Genomic DNA, 20,053 nt, shown 5'->3' with positions numbered 1-20,053 from the left:
GTCTCAATAAATGCGTTCGAGGTGAGCACTTCGGCAGGCTCAGGGCGAACGGGTGTGGGCTGGTTCATGCGGGTTGGGCGCGTTGAAGGATGGCATCGAAGTCGGTGCCGGCCCCCAGCGAACCGAAGCTGTGGCCCCACTGGCCATCGATGCGCGAATCGCAGAATGCAGCAAACACGGCACCCGGTGCGGTTTGCGCCAGCAGCGCGGCCTGCACCGCCAGCGCCACGTCCTGGGCCAGTCGCCGCGCCTCCATTTCAGAAGCCATTTCTTCCACGCGGATGGGAAGTTGCGCTGCCAGCCGGTCCAGTGCGGGGTGCATACCCCTCGCTGGCGCGAGTTCGTGTTCCAATGCGGCTGCCGCATCGGCTTTGCGCAAAGCCCGCAGCAGGTCAATGGCCATGATGTTGCCCGCGCCTTCCCAGATGGAGTTCAGCGGCATTTCGCGGTAGATGCGCGCCATGACACCTTCACCGCCCTCTTCCACATAACCATTGCCGCCCAGGCATTCCATGGCTTCCTGTGCGAAGTGGCTGCCACGCTTGCAGATCCAGAACTTGGAAACCGGGGTGAGCAGGCGCGCCATCACCTGTTCATGGGCGTCGTTCGGGCGGTCGAAGCAGCGGGCCAGCCTCAGCGCCAGTGCAGTGGAAGCTTCGCTCTCCAGCGCCAGGTCGGCCAGCACGTTTTTCATCAGCGGCTGATCGATCAGGTATTTGCCAAAGGCCTTGCGCTGTGCGGTGTGGTTCAGCGCCAGGCTCAGCGCATGGCGCATCAGCCCGCTGGTGCCGAGCGCACAGTCCAGCCGCGTCATGGTGCCCATGGCCAGGATCTGCGGCACGCCGCGTCCCTCTTCACCCACCAGCCAGGCGCTGGCGCCCACGAACTCCACTTCGGAACTGGCGTTGGCCTTGTTGCCCAGCTTGTCTTTCAGGCGCTGGATGAACAGCTGGTTCATCGACCCATCGGGCAGCACGCGCGGCAGGAACAGGCAGCTCAGGCCGCTGGCCGTTTGCGCCAGGATCAGAAAGGCGTCGCACATGGGTGCGGAAAAGAACCACTTGTGGCCGGTGACCTGGAAGCGCTGGCCCCAGTTGTCGCTGCCATCGGGCACGGCCTGCGTGGTGTTGGCGCGCACGTCGGAGCCGCCCTGCTTTTCCGTCATGCCCATGCCCATGGTCAGGCCCGGCTTCTCACTCCACAGCCTGAGTGTGGGATCGTAGGTTCGGCTGGTGAGGCCGGGGGCCCAGTCCCGGTAGATGGCCGGGTTGTCCTTGAGTGCGGGTGCGACCGCGTAGCTCATGGAAATGGGGCAGAGGATGGAGGGTTCGAGTTCGGTGAAGAGCATGAAGCCGGCGGCGCGCTGGACGTGAGCCCCTGCGCGGCCTGCCTCGTCTGGGTCCGCTGCGCCCTCACCCCAAGCCGAACCATGCAAACCCGCTCCCACCGCCGCACCCATCAGCGCGTGGTAGCTCGGATGAAACTCCACCTGGTCGATGCGGTGCCCGAACCGGCTGTGCGACTTGAGCTGCGGCGTGAACACATTGGCCAGGCGTGCATGGGTCTGCATTTCGGCACTACCCACCAGACCACCCAGCGCATGCAGTGGCGCCGTGTCCAGCGCAGGCGCATTGAATTTCAGCGCGTCCTGCAGCGCCCGGTTACCGGCAAACAGGTTGACATCGACCAGCGGCTCCACCTGGTTGAACACCTCATGCGTGGCACTCATGACAACTCCTTATCGAGCGCGATGCCTTCATCCAGAGCCACCGCGGAACCAGCTTCGCCGGGCCGCCAGTGGCGTCCCCATGGGGGGAAGACGCAAAGCGGCGCAGGGGGGGGTTAGATCAACTTGACGAGCTGCTTGCCGAAATTCTTTCCCTTGAGCAGGCCCATGAAAGCCCCTGGTGCTGCTGCCAGGCCTTCTGCCACGGTCTCGCGCGGGCGCAGCTTGCCGGTGGCCACCAGGGTACCGAGCTCGGTGAGCGCCTCAGGCCAGATTTCCATGTGCTCGCTCACGATGAAGCCTTCGATCTTCAGGCGGTTCACCAGAATCAGCGCCGGGTTGGTCAGTGGCAGCGGCTGCCCGTCATAGCCAGCGATCATCCCGCACACCGCAATGCGGCCAAAGGCGTTCATACGCAGCAGCACCGCGTCGAGCACCATGCCACCCACGTTCTCGAAGTAGCCGTCGATGCCCTTGGGGCAGACTTCCTTGAGCGCCTTGGCCAGCGAGTACATGTCCTTGTGCAGCTTGTAGTCGATACAGGCGTCAAAGCCCAGCTCTTCCACCGCGTACTTGCACTTTTCCGGACCGCCGGCAATGCCCACGGTGTGGCAGCCACGTGCCTTTGCCAGTGCGGCAAAGGCACTGCCCACGGCGCCGGTGGCCGCGCTCACCACCACGGTGTCGCCGGGCTTGGGGTTGATGATTTTCACCAGGCCATACCAGGCGGTCACGCCGGGCATGCCGACCGCGCCCAGGTAGTACGACAACGGCACGTGCGTGGTGTCGACCTTGCGCAGCGCGCCGGGCTGCGCGGCATCGACCACGCTGTATTGTTGCCAGCCGCCCATGCCCACGACCTTGTCGCCCGCCTGGAACTTGGGGTGCTTCGATTCGACCACCTCGCCCACGGTGCCGCCGATCATGACCTCGCCCAAGGGCTGCGAGGCCGCATAGCTCTTGCTGTCGTTCATGCGGCCGCGCATGTACGGGTCCAGGCTGAGGAAGTGGTGGCGCACCAGCACCTGGTTCTCGGTCAGGGCGGGCGTGTCGGTGGTGACGAGCTTGAAGTTGTCGACTGTGGCTTCGCCTTGAGGGCGGTTGTCGAGCAGGACTTGTTGGTTGGTGGGCATGGGTGGGTCTCCTGGTGGTGTTAGGGGAAGAGAAAAATTCAAACGGATGGGGTGCGCCTCAGAGGCTGAGCGTTTTTCGGTCGTGTCCGAGCAACGCGCCAAAACGTGCCCAATCAAGGCGCAAAGCACAGCCATAGCTCGGGCTATGGCGCGCATTTGCAACGCCGAGTGGGTGCGTTTTGGCGTGGTGAGCGGGCATGAACGAAAGACTCTCAGCCTCTCAGTGTGGGCAAGCCCACGCCGGCGGCGTCGAAGCCACCGTCGACCGCGAGCACCTGGCCGTTGATGTAGCTGGCCTGCGGGCTGCAGAGGAAGCCGATGGCGTTGGCAATTTCTTCTTCACTGCCGTAGCGGGCGAGCGGAATGGTGTCGTGGTAGTCGGCGCGGATGGCGGGTGTGTGCACCGCCTTGGCCATGGCGGTTTCCACCGGCCCGGGCGCAATCGCATTCACGCGGATGCCCGCGTTACCGTATTCCACCGCCTGCTGTTTGGTCAGGTGAATCAGTGCCGCCTTGGAAGTGCCATAGGCCACGCGCAAGGTGCTGGCGCGCAGGCCCGAAATGGACGCAATGTTCACCACCGCGCCACCGCCCTGCTCCAGCATCACAGGGACAACGGCCTGGGTCATGAGAAAAGCACCGTCGAGGTTGGTGGCCATCACGAAGCGCCATTCGTGAAAACTGGTTTCGCCAATCGGCTTGAACACCGCCACCCCGGCGTTGTTCACCAGCGCATCAATGTGCCCGAAATGATCGACCGTGCGCTGCACGGCCGCGTCCACTTGCTGTGGGTGCGACACGTCGGCTGGTACGGCGATCGCGCGCTCGGCGCCAATGCCTTCATGACGCAAGGCCGCCTCGGTTGCTGCCAGCGTGGCCTCGTCGTTGTCGAGCAGCACCACCCGGTGGCCGTTGGCGAGGAACCAGCGCGCCGAGGCCAGTCCGATACCCCGGGCAGCGCCGGTGACGAGGGCAACGGGCAAGTCTTGGATCTTCATCAGTCTGTCCGCAAGGTGTTCAGTTCGTGGGTACCCTTGCCCACCGGCAGGCGAGGCACGAACTTGAAGGTGCCGGTGGCATGGCAACACAGCTTGTCTTCGGCATCGAAGATGCTGCCTTCGGTGAACGCCATGGTGGCCGTGCGGTGCAGCAGCTTGCCCCGCGCAGTGAGCGGCCCCTTGGCCGCCCGCATGAAACTGGTCTTCATCTCGATGGTCACGCAACCCATCTCTGGCTGCACCGAACGCGCGGCGTGTGCCATCACCACGTCCAGCAGCGTCATGCTCGCGCCACCGTGCACCACGTCAAACGAATTGAGATGGTCATCGGCTGGCGCAAACGTGATCTCGGCTTCACCGTCTTCCATGCGGTGAAGTTCAAAACCCAGCAGATCAACAAAAGGGATGCGAACAGAAAATTTCATGGGCAAACGATACGACCGATGGCGTGCAGTGTCTTTAATCCAGTGGCGCCGCGGAACCGGCTTTGCCGGGCCGCCAGCGCCGCCCCCTTGAGGGGGTGACGCCGCAGGCGGCGCGGGGGTGGGCCGAATCTAGCCGCCAGTAATGACAGAAACCCCGCCATCCACCGCCAGCCACTGGCCGGTGATGTGCTTGCCAGCATCCGACGCATAAAGCACCGTCAGGCCTTTCAGGTCTTCGTCGTCACCCAGTCGGCCCAGCGGCGCGTGCGCGGCCAGCTTTTCTTCACCCATGGCCTTGAGCGTGCCCACCGTCATCTTGCTGGGAAAAAAGCCCGGGCAGATGGCGTTGACCGTGATGCCGTATTTGCCCCATTCCGCTGCCAGCGCACGGGTGAAGTTGATCACCGCGCCCTTGGAGGTGTTGTAAGCAATGGTGTTCATACCGGACGGGTTGCCACCCAGGCCGGCAATGGAGGCGGTGTTGATGATGCGGCCGCTCTTGCGCGCGATCATGCTGCGCTTGGCCAGCACCTGACTCAGAATGAAATAGCTGCGCACGTTGAGGTTCATCACCTTGTCCCAGGCTTCCACTGGGTGGTCTTCGGCGGGTGCGCCCCAGGCGGCGCCGGCGTTGTTGACCAGGATGTCGATGTCGCCCAGGCGCTGCAGGCTTTCATCGGCCAGACGGTGGATGTCTTCTTCCTTGGAGCAGTCGGCCGCGACCCAGCGCGCATCGATGCCAGCGGCCTGCAGTTCGGCCGTGGCGGCCTCCAGGTCGTCGGCCTTGCGCGAACTCACCAGCACGCGGGCGCCGGCTTCGCCCAGTGCATGGGCCATCTGCAGGCCCAGGCCGCGTGATCCGCCGGTGATGAGGGCGGTCTTGCCCTTGAGGTCAAAAAGCTGGGAAACGGTACGGGTCATGTTGTCTTCCTCGTTGTGATTGGGGGTGTCAGGTGGTGTGTCATTGTGGGTGATTCACACCCTTCAGTGTGTCACCGGCGCGGCCTTGGCATCTGCGGTCTACCGTACTGGAGCAATCACACATCCGGAGCGCATTGATCCATCCAGCAACACCCAGGATCCGGCTTTGCCGGTCCAAAGGTGTGCCCCCTTGAGGGGGTCGCGCGCAGCGCGGCGGGGGTGGGATCAAACCTCGTAGTCAAAGCACTGGCGCGACTCGACGACCGCCTTCATGAAAGGCTTGATCGCCACATGGTCCGGGTGGTTCAGGTAGGCGTCCAGCGCAGTGCGGTCGGTAAATGCGCTGCAGAGCAGCAGATCGCAGGTGGCTTCCATGCCAGGCTGGGCGGTGCCCACTTCAAAGCGCAGGATGCCGGGTGTGATGTCGGCGCAGGCCTTGAGCATCTCGGCGGCCTTGACCACATTGGTGGCCTTTCTTTCGCCCTCGGCCTCGTCCTTCAAGGTCCACATGACGATGTGGTGCAGCATCAGAAAGCCTCCTCTGGCAAGGCGGCGCAGGTCTGGTCGCGGCTGCTCACCACTTGCAGCCAGGCGCCGATCTTGGGTAGCTCGTAATGGAAGAAGAACCGCATGGCGGCCAGGCGGCCGGTGCGGGCAGCGCTTTCTGCGGCGGCGTGTGCGGCCAGGGCCACGTCCAGCCAGATCCAGGCCAGCACCGTGTGACCAAAGGCCTGCATGTAGGGCACGGCGTTGGCCAGCGCGTCGGTGGGGTTGCCGGTGGCCCAGGCGGCCTTGGTGGCCGATCCCACTTGCGCCAGTGCCTGGCCCAGGGCGTTGGCGTGCGCCGCCAGTTCAGGCAACTGGACCGCGCGCTCGATGGTGGCGTTGATGCGCCCGGCCAGCAGTTGCAGGCCCTTGCCGTTTTCCATCAGCACCTTGCGGCCCAGCAGGTCCATGCCCTGAATGCCGTGTGTGCCTTCATGAATCATGTTCAGGCGGTTGTCGCGCCAGTATTGCTCCACCGGGAAGTCGCGCGTGTAGCCGTAGCCACCGTGGATCTGGATGGCCAGCGAGTTGGCTTCCAGGCACCACTCGCTGGGCCAGCTCTTGGCAATGGGTGTGAGCACCTCCAGCAGCAGGCGCGCATCGTCGGCAGTTGCAGCATCGGCCGTGTGCTGCTCGTCCACCAGGCGCGCGCAATAGAGTTCGAGCGCCAGTGCGCCTTCGCAATAGCTCTTCTGCGCCAGCAGCATGCGCTTCACATCCGCGTGTTCGATGATGCGCACCGGCGGCTGCGCCGGGTCTTTACCGGCCGGGCCCATGGGCCGGCCCTGGGGGCGGTTCTTCGCGTAGTCCAGGCTGGCGTGGTAGCCCGCCATGCCCAGCATGGTGGCGGCCAGGCCCACGCCAATGCGGGCTTCGTTCATCATGTGGAACATGCAATGCAGGCCCTTGCCGGCCACGCCGACGAGGTAGCCCACCGCACCGGCTTCGCCATTGACGGGGTACTTGCCCTCGCCAAAATTCAGCAAGGTGTTGGTGGTGCCGCGCCAGCCGCATTTGTGGTTCAGGCCCGCCAGGGCCACATCGTTGCGCTCGCCGGTCAGTTGGCCTTCTGTATCCACCATTTTCTTGGGCACGATGAACAGCGAGATGCCGCGCGTGCCAGGCACAAGTTTGCCGTTTTCATCGGGGATCTTCGCCAGCACCAGGTGGATGATGTTGTCGGTCAGCTCATGTTCACCAGCCGAGATCCACATCTTGTTGCCCCTGAGTCGGTAACGTGGGCCCAGCGGGTCGTTCTCGAAACCTTCGCCATCGGGCACGGCCCGCGTGGCCACGTCACTCAGTGAAGAGCCGGCCTGCGGCTCGGACAGGCACATGGTTCCGGAAAACCGACCTGAAAATTCATTGAGTGCAAACACCCTCTTCTGGGCATCGGTGCCATGCACCATCAGCAGGTTGGCGTTGCCGGTGGTGAGCATGCCGCTGCCGATACTGACCGACGCCATGGCAAAAAATGCGTTGGCCGATGCCTCCACGGTGTAGGGCAGTTGCATGCCACCCACTTCGTAGTCCTGCGCCGCACTGAGCATGCCGGAGGCAGCGTAAGCCTTCTGCGCATCGTGCGTGGCCTGCGGAAGAACCACTTTCTCGCCATCGAAATGCGGCTCCTGCATGTCCACCAGCCGGTTGAACGGTGCGTACTTCTCACGCGCGATGCGTTCGCAGGTGTCTAGCACCGCATCAAAGGTTTCGCGGCTGTGGTCGGCAAAACGTTCACGTTCGCTGAGCGAGGGCACATTGAGCCAGTCGTAGAGCAGGAAATCGACGGTGGGGCGAAGGCTCATGGCGCGCTCCGAGATGAAACCGATCAACAAAACTCTCAAACCCTGCGCCATCTCCGGAGCGCGGGCCTGAGTCCAGAGATGCCGTGGAACCGGCTTTGCCGGGCCACTGGCATCGCCCCCCTCTGGGGGGTGACGCGAAGCGGCGCGGGGGGTGCTCGTCAGAGCACTTCAAATACCCCGGCAGCACCCATGCCACCGCCGATGCACATCGTCACGCAGACGCGCTTGGCACCGCGGCGCTTGCCTTCGATGAGCGCGTGGCCGGTCAGGCGCTGGCCCGACACACCGTAGGGGTGACCCACCGCAATGGCGCCACCGTTGACGTTGAGCCTGTCGCCCGGAATGCCCAGCTTGTCGCGGCAGTAGATCACCTGCACCGCGAAGGCTTCGTTGAGTTCCCACAGGTCGATGTCGCTGACCTTCAGGCCCAGGCGCGCAAGCACCTTGGGGATGGCAAACACCGGGCCGATGCCCATTTCGTCAGGCTCGCAACCGGCCACCGCAAAGCCGAGGAAACGGCCCAGGGGTTTCAGGCCGCGCTTCTCGGCCAGGGCTTCGTCCATCAGTACGCAGGCGCCTGCGCCGTCGCTGAACTGGCTGGCGTTGCCGGCGGTGACCAGGCCGCCCGGCAGTGCCGAACGCAAGCCGGCAATGCCTTCCTTGGTGGTGCCAGCGCGGATGCCTTCGTCGTTCTCGACCGTGACCTGCTTGGTCATCAGGCCCATGACCTTGTCGGCCACGCCGGCGGTCACGGTGATGGGGGCGATCTCGTCCTTGAAGAGGCCCGCTTCCAGTGCGGCCGTGGCGCGTTGCTGGCTGGCAGCGCCGTACTCGTCCATGGCTTCGCGGGAGATGTTGTAGCGCTTGGCGACCTGTTCGGCGGTCTGCAGCATGTTCCAGTAGATCTCGGGTTTCTGCTTCTCCAGTGCGAGGTCCTTGAGCATGTGCAAGTTCATCTCCTGCTGCACGCAGGAAATGCTCTCCACACCACCGGCCACGTACACCTGGCCTTCGCCTGCGATGATGCGCTGGGCGGCCAGGGCAATGGTCTGCAGGCCGGAAGAACAGAAGCGATTCACAGTCATGCCGGAAACGGTGATGGGCATGCCGGCCTTGAGCGCGATCTGGCGCGCGATGTTCATGCCGGTCGCGCCTTCGGGGTTGGCGCAGCCCATGATCACGTCTTCGACTTCAGCGGCGTCGATGCCGGCGCGCTGTACAGCGTGCTGCACCGCGTGGCCACCAAGCGTGGCACCGTGGGTCATGTTGAAGGCGCCCTTCCAGCTTTTGGTCAGGGGCGTGCGGGCGGTAGAGACGATGACGGCGTTGGTCATGATGGGTTCCTGGTGATCTTGTGGGTGTATGAACTGCAGGGCGCGACGCGGCAACGAGGGGAAGCGACCCAGCGCTCCCGTGAAACCGGCTTTGCCGGGCCACAGGGAGCGTCCCCCCTCAGTGGGGAAGACGCGAAGCGGCGCAGGGGGGCGTTCATGAACTTCAGAAGGTTTTGCCTTCGGCAGCCAGCCTGGCGAGCAAAGGAGCCGGCTCCCAGAACTTCGCGTCGTCCAGCGGGTTCTTGGCAAAGCGCTTCATGGCCTGCACCACATTGAACAGGCCCACCTCGTTGGCGTAGTTCAAAGGGCCGCCGCGGTACACCGGGAAGCCGTAGCCGAAAATGTAGACCACGTCGATGTCGCTGGCCTTGTTGGCAATGCCTTCTTCCAGGATGTGCGCGGCTTCATTGACCAGGCTGAACACCAGGCGCTGCACGATCTCCTCATCAGAGATCTTGCGCGGTGTGATGCCCAGCGACTTGCGGTGGTCGGCGATCATCTGCTCCACCTCGGCGTTCGGGATCGCATCGCGCTTGCCAGGCACGTAGTCGTACCAGCCGGCGCCGGTCTTCTGGCCAAAGCGGCCTTTTTCGCACAGCAGGTCGGCGGTCTTGCTGTACTTCATGTCCGGCTTTTCTTCGTAGCGGCGCTTGCGGATCGCCCAGCCGATGTCGTTGCCGGCCAGGTCGCCCATGCGGAACGGACCCATGGCCATGCCGAACTTCTCCATCGCCTTGTCGACCTGCTGGGGCGTGCAGCCTTCGTCCAGCAGGAAGCCGCCCTGGCGCCCGTACTGCTCGATCATGCGGTTGCCAATGAAGCCGTCACACACGCCGGACACCACTGCTGTCTTCTTGATTTTCTTGGCCACGGCCATCACCGTGGCCAGAACGTCCTTGGCGGTGGCTTCACCGCGCACCACTTCCAGCAACTTCATCACGTTGGCGGGGCTGAAGAAGTGCAGGCCCACCACGTCTTGCGGGCGCTGGGTGAAGTTGGCGATTCTGTTGACGTCGAGCGTGGAGGTGTTGGAGGCCAGGATCGCGCCGGGCTTCATCACGCGGTCGAGTTCCTTGAACACCGCTTCTTTCACGCCGATCTCTTCGAACACGGCTTCAATCACCAAGTCTGCCGAGCCGATTTCGTCGTAGCTCAGCGTGGTGCTCAGCAGGCTCATGCGCTGCTCGTACTTGTCCTGCTTGAGCTTGCCCTTCTTCACCTGGGCTTCGTAGTTCTTGCGGATGACGCCGATGCCACGGTCCAGCGCTTCCTGCTTCATCTCCAGAATCTTCACCGGAATGCCGGCGTTGAGAAAGTTCATGGAAATGCCGCCGCCCATGGTGCCGGCGCCAATCACAGCCACCGATTCGATGGCGCGCTTGGGCGTGTCTTCAGGCACATCGGGGATCTTGCTGGCGGCACGCTCGGCCGTGAACAGGTGGCGCAGCGACTTGCACTCGGGCGTCCACATCAGGTTGATGAAGATCTCACGCTCGAAGGTCATGCCATCGGTGAACTTCTTCTTGGTGGCGGCTTCCACGGCGTCCACGCACTTGGCAGGCGCAGGGAAGTTCTTGGCCATGCCTTTGACCATGTTGCGCGCGAACTGGAAGTAGGCGTCGCCGTCCTTGTGCTTGCAGGGCAGGTTGCGCACCAGCGGGAAGGCCGAACCATCGGCGTGCTTGGCGGCCATCTCGCGGGCGAAAGCGGTGGCTTCTTCGGCCAGCGATTCTGCCGAGGCGGACAGCTTGTCGAACAGCTTCTGGCCGGGCAACTGGGCCAGCATCTCGCTCTTGACCGGTTCGCCGCTGACGATCATGTTCAGCGCAGCTTCCACGCCCAGCACGCGCGGAAGGCGCTGCGTGCCACCAGCGCCGGGGATCAGGCCCAGCTTCACTTCCGGCAGGGCCACGGAACAACCCGGTGCCGCAATGCGGTAGTGCGCCCCCAGCGCCAGCTCCAGCCCGCCGCCCATGCACACACTGTGCACCGCCGCGATCACCGGCTTGGTGGTGTTTTCCACCCGGATGATCACGCTCAGCAGGTTGGGCTCCTGGATTGCCTTGGGCGAGCCGAACTCGCGAATGTCGGCGCCCCCTGAAAAGGCCTTGCCCGCACCGGTCAGCACGATGGCCTTGACCGCCGGATCGGCCTCGGCCATCTCCAGGCCTTCCACAATGGCCTGACGGGTGGACAATCCCAGTCCGTTGACCGGCGGGTTGTTCAGTGCAATGACGGCCACATCGCCGTGGACCTGGTACTCAGCGGTCATGGAATCTCCTCTGTATGGATCGGGTGGGAATTCGCGTTCAGAAAAACGAACGATCGTGCGATTTTAGGGAATTGCTGCGTTGCGACAAGTGCGAGATGTCGCAAGAGAGTCATTGAATCAAAGAACAAAGATCAGGGCTACCGCACATCAAACCAACATGCAACCGGAAGAATCTACAGAGCAAGAGAGTCAGCGAGTCCGGAGCGCGAGGACCCATCCAGTGCCAGCGCGGAACCGGCTTCGCCGGACTGCTGATGGCGCCCCCCTGGGGGGGTGACGCGAAGCGGCGCGGGGGGGTACCTAAACCTCCAGCCACTCCTTCCGCGTATAGGGATCGGCCTTCAATCCCTCTGGCGTGCCCTGAAACACGATACTGCCGTGGCCCATGACCAGAGCGCGGTCGGAAATGCTCATGGCAATGGTGAGTTTCTGCTCGATCAGCAGCACCGACACACCGCGTCCCTTGAGCTTTTGCAGGTATTCGGCCACCAGCTCCACGATCTTGGGTGCCAGTCCTTCGGTGGGCTCGTCGATGATGATGAGGTCCGGGTCGCCCATGAGCGTGCGGCACAGCGTGAGCATCTGCTGCTCGCCACCGGAGAGCACACCCGCTTCGGTGTGCTGGCGCTCCTTCAGACGCGGGAACATGGTGTACATGTCTTCAAAATCCCAGCGCGATCCTTTGCCACTGCCTTTTTGTCCCAACATCAGATTCTGGTGCACGGTGAGCTTGGGAAAGATATCGCGGTTCTCGGGCACATAGCCGAGGCCCAGATGGGCGATCTCGAACGGCTTTTTTCCCAGCACAGGCTTGCCCTGCCATTCAATGGTGCCCGTGGCATCCACCAGGCCCATGATGGCCTTGGCGGTGGTGGAGCGGCCCGATCCGTTGCGGCCCAGCAAGGCGACGATTTCGCCCTTGCCGACCTCGAATCCCACGCCGTGCAGCACGTGGCTCTTGCCGTAGTAGGCGTGGAGGTTGTCGATCTTCAACATGATGTGCGCTCCCTCAATGCCCAGCGGCTTGTTGATCGGCAAGCACGGAGCCCAGATAAGCCTCCTGCACGCGCGGATTGGCACGCACCGCTTCGGGCGCGTCGAAAGCCAGCACTTCGCCATAAACCACCACGGCGATCTTGTCGGCCAGGCCGAACACCACGCCCATGTCGTGCTCCACCGTGAGCAGGGTCTTGCCCACGGTCACTTCACGGATCAGCTCGATGAACCGCGAGGTCTCGCTCTTGCTCATGCCTGCGGTGGGTTCGTCCAGCAGGATCACACCCGCGCCGCCTGCGATGGTGATGCCGATCTCCAGCGCGCGCTGCTCGGCATAGGTGAGGTTCATGGCCAGCACGTCGCGCTTCTTGTCCAGCCGGATCATGTGCATCAACTCCTCGGCGCGCTGGTTGGCGTCGTCAAGGTCGGCCAGGAAGCGGAACAGCGTGTACTTGTATCCCAGGCTCCACAACACACCACAGCGCAGGTTCTCGAACACACTGAGCTTGGGGAAAATGTTGGTGATCTGGAAGCTGCGCGAGAGCCCCATTCGGTTGATCTCGAATGGCTTCTTGCCGTTGATGCGCTGACCACCCAGCAGCACGTCGCCACTGGTGGGCTCAAACCTGCCGGAGATAAGGTTGAACAACGTGGACTTGCCAGCGCCATTGGGGCCGATGATGCCCACGCGCTCGCCTGGGCTCACCGCCAGATTCACGCCGCGAATGATTTCGGTCTTGCCAAAGCTCTTGCGCAGGTCGCGCAACTCCAAAGCAAACCCACCCGTGGCCGACGAAGCAGAAGAAGGTTCCATGAAGGTTTCGGTCATTGGGTTTCCCGTCGCTTGATTTCTTTTTCAATGTCGGTCTGGATGTCGCTCCACTGCTTCAGGAAAGCCCGGCGCGTGATCTCGAACAGACCCAGCCCGGTGAGCGCCACCAACAAAGCCCCCACCCAGTTCGAAGGCTCCAGCGCATGCAGCGTCACGCCCAGGAACTGCACGGTGTCGCCCATGGCCGTACTCAGTTGCAGGTGATAGACCATTTCAATCATGGCCCCCGCTCCCACCAGCACCACGAGCGCCGTCACGGTCAGCGCCAGGTAGCTCACCCAGAGCTCACGCAACCGCCCAAAGGCCGCCACCCGCAGGTTCATCATGATCAGGCTGGCGATGCCGCCGGGCGCGTACATCACCATGAACAGGAAGATCAGGCCCAGGTACAGCAGCCAGGCTTTGGTGATCTCGGAGAACAGCACAAAGGCCAGCACCATCAGGATGCCGCCAATGATGGGACCGAAGAAGAAGGTGGCGCCTCCCAGGAAAGTGAACAGCAAGTAGCCGCCAGAGCGAATCGGGCCCACCACCTCAGCGGTGACGATTTCGAACTGAATGGCGGCCAGACCGCCCGAGATGCCGGCAAAGAAGCCCGCAATGATGAACGCAAGGTAGCGCACCATCTGGGTGTTGTATCCGATGAATTCCACGCGTTCGGGGTTGTCGCGCACCGCATTGAGAATGCGCCCCAGCGGTGTGCGGGTGAAGGCGAACATCAGCGCCACGCTCACGAAGGTGTAGACCGCGATCAGGTAGTACACCTGCACGCCCGGTCCGTAGGTGATACCCATGACCGAATCACCCACCACGCGGTCGGCAGAGATACCGGCTTCGCCGCCGAAGAACTCGGAGAACATGAGCGACATCGCGAACACCAGCTCGGCCATGCCCAGCGTGATCATGGCAAAGGTGGTGCCTGCTTTCTTGGTGGTCACATAGCCAAACAACAGGGCAAAGAAAAGGCCAGCCACGCCACCGACGAGCGGAATCAGACTGACCGGCAGTGCCATGACGCCCTCGGACGCCTTGAGCAGCGCGTGGATTGCCACGTACGAGCCCAGGCCGGTGTACACCGCATGCCCGAAGCTGAGCATGCCGCCCTGGCCCAGCAGCATGTTGTAGGACAGGCAGGCGATGATGGCGATACCCATCTGCGCCAGCATGGTGATGGACAGGTTGCTGGTGAAAACCTGGGGGGCGAACAGCAGCACCACGGCAAACAGGCCCCAGGTGATCCAGCGGCCGATGTTGTAGGGCTTGAAGCTGTAGTGAGCAGGGGTGATGACAGACGTTGTAGAGGGCTGCACGTTGCGCCTTTCGGTGTAGGACCGGCTGCCCTTGCGGGCAGCAACCAGTGGAATATTTGGCTTGGAGATGCCGTCAGGTATCTCTTGTACCGAGCAGCCCTCGGGGCCGGAAAATCAGGACCAGCACCAGGAACAGGTACGGCAGGATCGGCGCCACTTGCGAGATCGTGAGCCTGAGCAGCGAGTTGTTGCTCCAGGCGTCAGACAACTGCAGGCCCACGCTCTGCGCCAGCCCCAGCAGGGAATGGTCCAGCGCAACAGCAAAGGTCTGGATCACGCCAATGAGCACGGACGCCAGAAACGCCCCTGAAAGCGACCCCAGGCCACCCACCACCACCACCACGAAAATCAACGACCCCAGGGTGTGGGCCATGGCGGGTTCGGTCACGAAGGTGCTGCCTCCGATCACGCCGGCCAGACCGGCCAGGCCCGTGCCCGCGCCAAACACCAGCATGAACACACGCGGCACGTTGTGGCCCAGGCTCTCCACGGTTTCCGGGTGCGTGAGTGCGGCCTGGATCACCAGACCGACACGGGTGCGGGTGAGCAGCAGCCAGACGCTGGCCAGCATCACAACAGCCACCAGCATCATGAAGGCGCGCGTGGCGGGAAATGGTGAACACATGGTCTGCGCGGCTGCGCCACACAGCTCGGCGGGTGCGCGACCCATCACCAGACTCAGGCCGTCGGTGGCGTGGTTCAGCAGCGTGAAAGCAGGCCCTTGCAACAGCTCGGGTGGCCGGAACTCCACCGACGTGCGTCCCCAGACCAGCTGGACCAGTTCCAGAATGATGTAGGACAGCCCGAAGGTCACGAGCAACTCGGGCACGTGACCGTACTTGTGCACCTTGCGCAGGCTGAGTTTTTCGAACAAGGCACCCAGCAAGCCCACAATCACGGGCGCCAGCACCAATGCCGGCCAGAAACCCAGCGTCTGGGCCAGCGTGTAGCCGATGTAGGCGCCCACCATGTAGAAACTGGCATGCGCGAAGTTCAGCACACCCATCATGCTGAAGATCAGCGTCAGGCCCGAGCTCAACATGAACAACAAGAGCCCGTAGCTCAGCCCGTTGAGCATGGAGATGATGAAGAACTCCATGAAGGTGTCTTTCGTTAGCGTGGCGGTTGGGAGAGTGAAAATGGAAGCGGACCAAGTACGGCCCGTTCAATCAGTCAAAGAATCGCGCCGACCAGCAACTGGCCGGCGCGAGTTGTCCCATCCAGAAGTGCGGTGGAACCGGCTCCGCCGGGCCACTTGCGCCGCCCCCTGCAAGGGGGTGACGCCAAGCGGCGCGGGGGTGGGCTCGTTCAGGGACGCTTCATCTGGCAGCTGGTGGGCGTGCTGGCCACATAGGCAGGGAACTCCTGCACCGGTGCCAAAGTCATGCCGGTGTTCTCAGGGCTGTAGGGGTGCTTGGCATCGGTCTTCTGCCAGACGGTCAGGTACAGCGGCTGCTGCAACTGGTGATCGGTCCTGCGCATTTCCACCTCACCGTTGAAACCCTTGAACTTCAATCCTGACAGCGCAGCGGCCACCTTGACCGGATCGGTGGACTTGGCCTTGGCCATGGCATCGCTCAGCGCCGAGTAGACGTTGGGAATGGCTGCGGTGTACATGTCGTCGTTGAAGCGCTGCTTGAACTCGGCCATCCATCCCTTCATGGGCTCGCCCATGTTGTAGTGCGAATAGGCCACCTGGTACACACGACCTTCGCCACCCGTGCCCAGCGCAGTTGGGGTGCCCGTCACGCCGGTGTAGTACGTGTAGAACTTGCCGGTGTATCCACCTTCGTTGGCGGCCTTCACCAGCAGGGCCAGGTCGGATCCCCAGTTGCCGGTGATCACGGTGTCTGCGCCGGCTGCCCGGATCTTGGCAATGTAGGGAGCAAAGTCGCGCACCTGGGCCAGCGGGTGGAGTTCTTCGCCCACGATCTCGATGTCAGGGCGCTTGCGCTTGAGGTTCTCCTTGGCGAACTTGGCCACCTGCTGGCCGTGGGAGTAGTTCTGGTTGAAGAGGTAGACCTTTTTGACGTCGGTCTTTTCCTTCATGTAGGTCGTGAGCGCTTCCATCTTCATGGATGTGTCGGCGTCAAAGCGGAAGTGCCAGTAGCTGCACTTGCTGTTGGTGAAGTCGGGGTCGACCGCCGCGTAGTTCAGGAAGATCACTTCCTTGCCGGGGTTGCGGCTGTTGTGGCGGTTGACGGCATCGATCAATGCACCCGCCACCGAAGAACCGTTGCCCTGGGCAATGTAGCGAACACCCTGGTCGATGGCGGCCTGCAGTGCCGTCAGACTCTCGGCCGGGCTCAGCTTGTTGTCGAATCCGACCACTTCAAACTTCACGCCCGCAGCGTTGTTGACATTGAACTTCTCGGCGAAGAACTGCCAGCTGCGCAGCTGGTTGTTGCCAACCGGGCCCATCAGGCCGGTCTGCGGGTCGATCCAGGCGATCTTGACGGTCTCGCCCTTCTGGGCGTGGACCGCAAATGCGCAGGTCAACAGAGCGGCGCCCGTGAGGGCTTTCAACGCGAATTTCATGGGTTGTCTCCTGTGGTTGGGGTGGTTGACGTCTAGCTTACAAGCGTGGTGCCCTGCGGCCCTCAGGGATTGCCCCTAGCGCCTATCGCACAGGCGACTGTCTTTGCTCCGAGGACCGACAGAAGGGAGGATGGGCATTGGCAAAGGCGGATGCGCGGGCGGGGGCTTGGAGGGGAGGTGCCATGCATGGGTGCTCAGGGTCGCTGCATCTGGCAGCTGGTGCTGCCGGTGATCTCGGACCCGGGCAGGAACTGCACCGGCGCGAAGGTGTGGTCGGTTCCTTCGGCTCCAGTGGGAAATGCGTTGTCGACCTTCTGCCAGCGCGAGATGTAGATGCCCTTCTGCAACTGGTGATCGTCGGCCCGCATTTGCACGGGACCATTGAATCCCTGAAAGATCATGCCGCTGAGACGGGTCGCCACACGGGCGGGATCGGTGGTCCCCATGTGCTTCATGGCCTGCCCCAGCATTTCAAGCCCGTCGTAGCTGGCCAGAACCACAAGATCCTCGCCATACCGTTTACGAAAGTGGGTGGCGATCGCCGCCACAGGTGCTTCCTGGTTGGTGTGGCTGTAGGCAATCTGATAGACCGGTATGGTGGTTGACGCACGGGCCAGCGCGGTCGGTGTGCCCTTGAGAGCGGGATAGTAGGCAAACAGGGGCAGCGTCATGCCCTCTTCCTGCAGGGCCTGCACCAGCCGGCGCATGTCCACGCCCCAGTTGCCCGTGATGACCGCTTGCGCGCCCGATTCCTTGATGCGTTGCACATAGGGCCTGAAGTCATCGACCTGAAAAGGCGAATGCAGCGTATCGCCCACCACCGTGACGTCTGCCCGCTGGCGTGCAACCTCCTGACGGAAGTACAACGAGACCTGCTGCCCGTGCGCGTAATTCTGGTTCAGCAGATACACTTTTTTCAGGTGCGGCTGCTGCATCAGAAAACCGGTCAGCGCACGCATCTTCATCGAGGTGTCGGCATCGATGCGGAAGTGCCAGAAACTGCATTTTTCATTGGTCAGCGCCGGGTCCATGGCCGCGTAGTTGATGAACACAACCGCCTTGTCGGGCTGATGGGCGTTGTGACGGGTCACCGCATCGCTCAACGCTGCCGCCGCACCCGAACTGTTGCCTTGAACGATGTACCGAAATCCCTGGTCGATCGCCACTTTCAGCACATTGAGGCTTTCTTGCGGCGAACCCTTGTTGTCGAACCCGGCCACCAGAAAGCGCACCCCTGCCGGATTGCCTGCACCGCTCTTGTGCTCTGCCATGAACTGCCAGCTGCGCAGGCCGTTGCGACCGATATCGGCCACCGGCCCCGAAAGCGGGTCGATGAAGGCGATGCGCACAGTCTGACCTGCAAGGGGACCGTCGGCCACCGCTGGGGTTGTGCTCCACAGAACGGCCAGCCCGATGCAGGTGGCCTTCAGACAATGCGGCCAGCCCGCAACCCACTGAGGCTGCATCGGCGCAGACATGGGCCCGCCTGACTGACTCATGCCGTCGGAAGCACGTAGTCTCTGAGTTGTTGGCGCAAATTCATCTTTTGCATCTTGCCGGTGGCCCCCAGAGGAATCGCGTCCACAAACACCACATCGTCCGGGATCTGCCACTTGGCAATCTTGCCTTCGTAAAACGCCAGCAATTCTTCGCGCGTGACCTCGGCACCCGGCTTCTTCACCACCACCACGATGGGCCGTTCGTCCCACTTGGGATGTTTCATGCCCACACAGGCGGCCATGGCCACCGAAGGGTGGGCCATGGCAATGTTCTCCACATCGATGGAGCTGATCCATTCGCCACCGGACTTGATCACGTCCTTGCTGCGGTCGGTGATCTGCATGAAGCCGTCGGCGTCGATGGTGGCCACGTCGCCGGTGGGAAACCAGCCCTTGCCATGTGCGTCGTAGCGCAGCGGGTCGCCGCCCTCGCCCTTGAAGTAACTGGCAATGATCCAGGGGCCGCGCACCAGCAGATCGCCGTAGCTTTTTCCGTCCCATGGCAGTTCCTTGCCCGATTCGTCGACGATCTTCATGTCGACGCCGTACACCGCACGGCCCTGCTTGAGCAGCACCTTGGTCTGCTCTTCGGGCGGCAAGGCCAGTTGCGGGTTTTTCAGTGTGCACACGGTGCCCAGCGGCGACATTTCGGTCATGCCCCAGGCGTGCAGCACGGTGACGCCGTAGGTGTCATTGAAGGCGTGGATCATGGCCGGCGGGCAGGCCGAGCCGCCGATCACCGTGCGCTTGAGCGTGCCGAACTTGAGGTTGTTCTGCTGCAGGTGGCCGAGCAGCATCTGCCAGACCGTGGGCACACCTGCCGCCATCGTCACCTTTTCGCTTTCCAGCAGTTCGTAGATCGACTTGCCGTCCATTGCCGGGCCAGGAAACACCAGCTTGCAGCCCGTGGCCGCAGCCGAATAGGGAATGCCCCAGGCGTTGACGTGGAACATGGGAACCACCGGCAACACACTGTCGCGCGCACTGAGGTTGAGCGAGTCGGGCAAGGCACCGCTGTAGGCATGCAGGATGGTGGAGCGATGCGAATACAGCGCAGCCTTGGGGTTGCCCGTGGTGCCACTCGTGTAGCACATGCTGGAGGCGCTGTTTTCGTCGAACTCGGGCCACTGGTAGTCGGTGGGGCACGCGCCCATCCAGGCCTCATAGCTCTGCAGGCCGGCGATGCCACTGTCGGCAGGAAGCTTGTCGGCGTCGCACAGCGCGATCCAGTGCTTCACGGTTGGACACTTGGCCGCCACCGCCTGCACCAGCGGCAGAAAGGTCATGTCAAAGCAGACCGCACTGTCTTCGGCGTGGTTCACGATCCAGGCCAGCTGTTCGGGATGCAGGCGGGGGTTGAGCGTGTGCAGCACCCGGCCGGTACCGCTCACGCCGAAGTAAAGTTCCAGATGGCGGTAGCCGTTCCAGGCCAAGGTGGCCACCCGGTCACCAAAGGCCAGTCCGAGCCCATCCAGCGCATGGGCAACCTGGCGCGAGCGCTGGGCAATCTGGCCCCAGGTGGTGCGGTGGATGTCACCCTCCACCCGGCGGGAAACGATCTCGCCGCTGGCATGGTGCCGTTCGGCGTGCACGATCAGCGAAGAAATGAGAAGGGGTTGGCTCTGCATCTGGCCCAGCATGGGATGTCTCCTGTCAGTGAAAGTGTTGAAATCGGCTTCATCGTAGCGCTTTGCTTCGCACAATGAACGAGGGGTTCC

General features: G+C 62.9%; 16 protein-coding genes. All 16 read right to left on the bottom strand.

The window, feature by feature from the left end:
• Positions 1 to 64: 64 nt before the first annotated feature.
• Positions 65 to 1,729, bottom strand: a complete 1,665-nt coding sequence (locus Q7V46_RS12115; RefSeq protein WP_304913798.1) for an isovaleryl-CoA dehydrogenase — start codon at positions 1,727 to 1,729, stop codon at positions 65 to 67.
• 113 nt (positions 1,730 to 1,842) lie between these two features.
• Positions 1,843 to 2,859 (bottom strand): NADP-dependent oxidoreductase, encoded by a 1,017-nt coding sequence (locus tag Q7V46_RS12110; protein ID WP_304913797.1) that lies wholly within the window; start codon positions 2,857 to 2,859, stop codon positions 1,843 to 1,845.
• A 212-nt stretch (positions 2,860 to 3,071) separates the two neighbouring features.
• Entirely contained in the window at positions 3,072 to 3,857 is a 786-nt protein-coding gene (locus Q7V46_RS12105) for an SDR family NAD(P)-dependent oxidoreductase (RefSeq protein ID WP_304913796.1), read from the bottom strand.
• Positions 3,857 to 4,282, bottom strand: coding sequence for a PaaI family thioesterase (locus tag Q7V46_RS12100; RefSeq protein ID WP_304913795.1), 426 nt, complete (start codon positions 4,280 to 4,282; stop codon positions 3,857 to 3,859). The genes Q7V46_RS12105 and Q7V46_RS12100 overlap by 1 nt, the downstream gene beginning before the upstream one ends.
• Positions 4,283 to 4,411: 129 nt before the next feature.
• The gene (locus Q7V46_RS12095; RefSeq protein ID WP_304913794.1) at positions 4,412 to 5,203 is read right to left on the bottom strand and encodes an SDR family oxidoreductase; all 792 of its coding nucleotides are present in this window, start codon (positions 5,201 to 5,203) and stop codon (positions 4,412 to 4,414) included.
• Between the two features lie 225 nt (positions 5,204 to 5,428).
• Positions 5,429 to 5,731 carry a Dabb family protein gene (locus tag Q7V46_RS12090; protein WP_304913793.1) on the bottom strand — a complete coding sequence of 101 codons (303 nt, stop codon included), beginning with the start codon at positions 5,729 to 5,731 and terminating at the stop codon, positions 5,429 to 5,431.
• The gene (locus Q7V46_RS12085) at positions 5,731 to 7,554 is read right to left on the bottom strand and encodes an acyl-CoA dehydrogenase (protein ID WP_304913792.1); all 1,824 of its coding nucleotides are present in this window, start codon (positions 7,552 to 7,554) and stop codon (positions 5,731 to 5,733) included. The genes Q7V46_RS12090 and Q7V46_RS12085 overlap by 1 nt, the downstream gene beginning before the upstream one ends.
• A 158-nt stretch (positions 7,555 to 7,712) precedes the next feature.
• A complete protein-coding gene (locus Q7V46_RS12080; RefSeq protein ID WP_304913791.1) occupies positions 7,713 to 8,888 on the bottom strand; it encodes an acetyl-CoA C-acyltransferase in 1,176 nt (391 codons plus the stop codon).
• 163 nt (positions 8,889 to 9,051) lie between these two features.
• Positions 9,052 to 11,160 carry a 3-hydroxyacyl-CoA dehydrogenase NAD-binding domain-containing protein gene (locus Q7V46_RS12075; RefSeq protein WP_304913790.1) on the bottom strand — a complete coding sequence of 703 codons (2,109 nt, stop codon included), beginning with the start codon at positions 11,158 to 11,160 and terminating at the stop codon, positions 9,052 to 9,054.
• Positions 11,161 to 11,460: 300 nt separating this feature from the next.
• Positions 11,461 to 12,156, bottom strand: coding sequence for an ABC transporter ATP-binding protein (locus Q7V46_RS12070; protein WP_304913789.1), 696 nt, complete (start codon positions 12,154 to 12,156; stop codon positions 11,461 to 11,463).
• Between the two features lie 13 nt (positions 12,157 to 12,169).
• A complete protein-coding gene (locus tag Q7V46_RS12065; RefSeq protein ID WP_304913788.1) occupies positions 12,170 to 12,985 on the bottom strand; it encodes an ABC transporter ATP-binding protein in 816 nt (271 codons plus the stop codon).
• Entirely contained in the window at positions 12,982 to 14,298 is a 1,317-nt protein-coding gene (locus Q7V46_RS12060; protein ID WP_304913787.1) for a branched-chain amino acid ABC transporter permease, read from the bottom strand. The genes Q7V46_RS12065 and Q7V46_RS12060 overlap by 4 nt, the downstream gene beginning before the upstream one ends.
• A 73-nt stretch (positions 14,299 to 14,371) precedes the next feature.
• Positions 14,372 to 15,397 carry a branched-chain amino acid ABC transporter permease gene (locus tag Q7V46_RS12055; protein ID WP_304913786.1) on the bottom strand — a complete coding sequence of 342 codons (1,026 nt, stop codon included), beginning with the start codon at positions 15,395 to 15,397 and terminating at the stop codon, positions 14,372 to 14,374.
• A 209-nt stretch (positions 15,398 to 15,606) separates the two neighbouring features.
• Positions 15,607 to 16,836, bottom strand: a complete 1,230-nt coding sequence (locus tag Q7V46_RS12050) for a branched-chain amino acid ABC transporter substrate-binding protein (protein ID WP_304913785.1) — start codon at positions 16,834 to 16,836, stop codon at positions 15,607 to 15,609.
• A 194-nt stretch (positions 16,837 to 17,030) separates the two neighbouring features.
• Positions 17,031 to 18,314, bottom strand: coding sequence for a branched-chain amino acid ABC transporter substrate-binding protein (locus Q7V46_RS12045; protein ID WP_304913784.1), 1,284 nt, complete (start codon positions 18,312 to 18,314; stop codon positions 17,031 to 17,033).
• 17 nt (positions 18,315 to 18,331) lie between these two features.
• Positions 18,332 to 19,975 (bottom strand): 3-(methylthio)propionyl-CoA ligase, encoded by a 1,644-nt coding sequence (locus tag Q7V46_RS12040; protein ID WP_304913783.1) that lies wholly within the window; start codon positions 19,973 to 19,975, stop codon positions 18,332 to 18,334.
• Positions 19,976 to 20,053: the final 78 nt, after the last annotated feature.

This window comes from Hydrogenophaga sp. (genome assembly GCF_030651625.1).
Classification (GTDB): Bacteria; Pseudomonadota; Gammaproteobacteria; order Burkholderiales; family Burkholderiaceae_C; genus Hydrogenophaga.
Note: the sequence above shows the minus strand (reverse complement) of the source record. Positions and strands in the feature narration are given on the sequence as shown.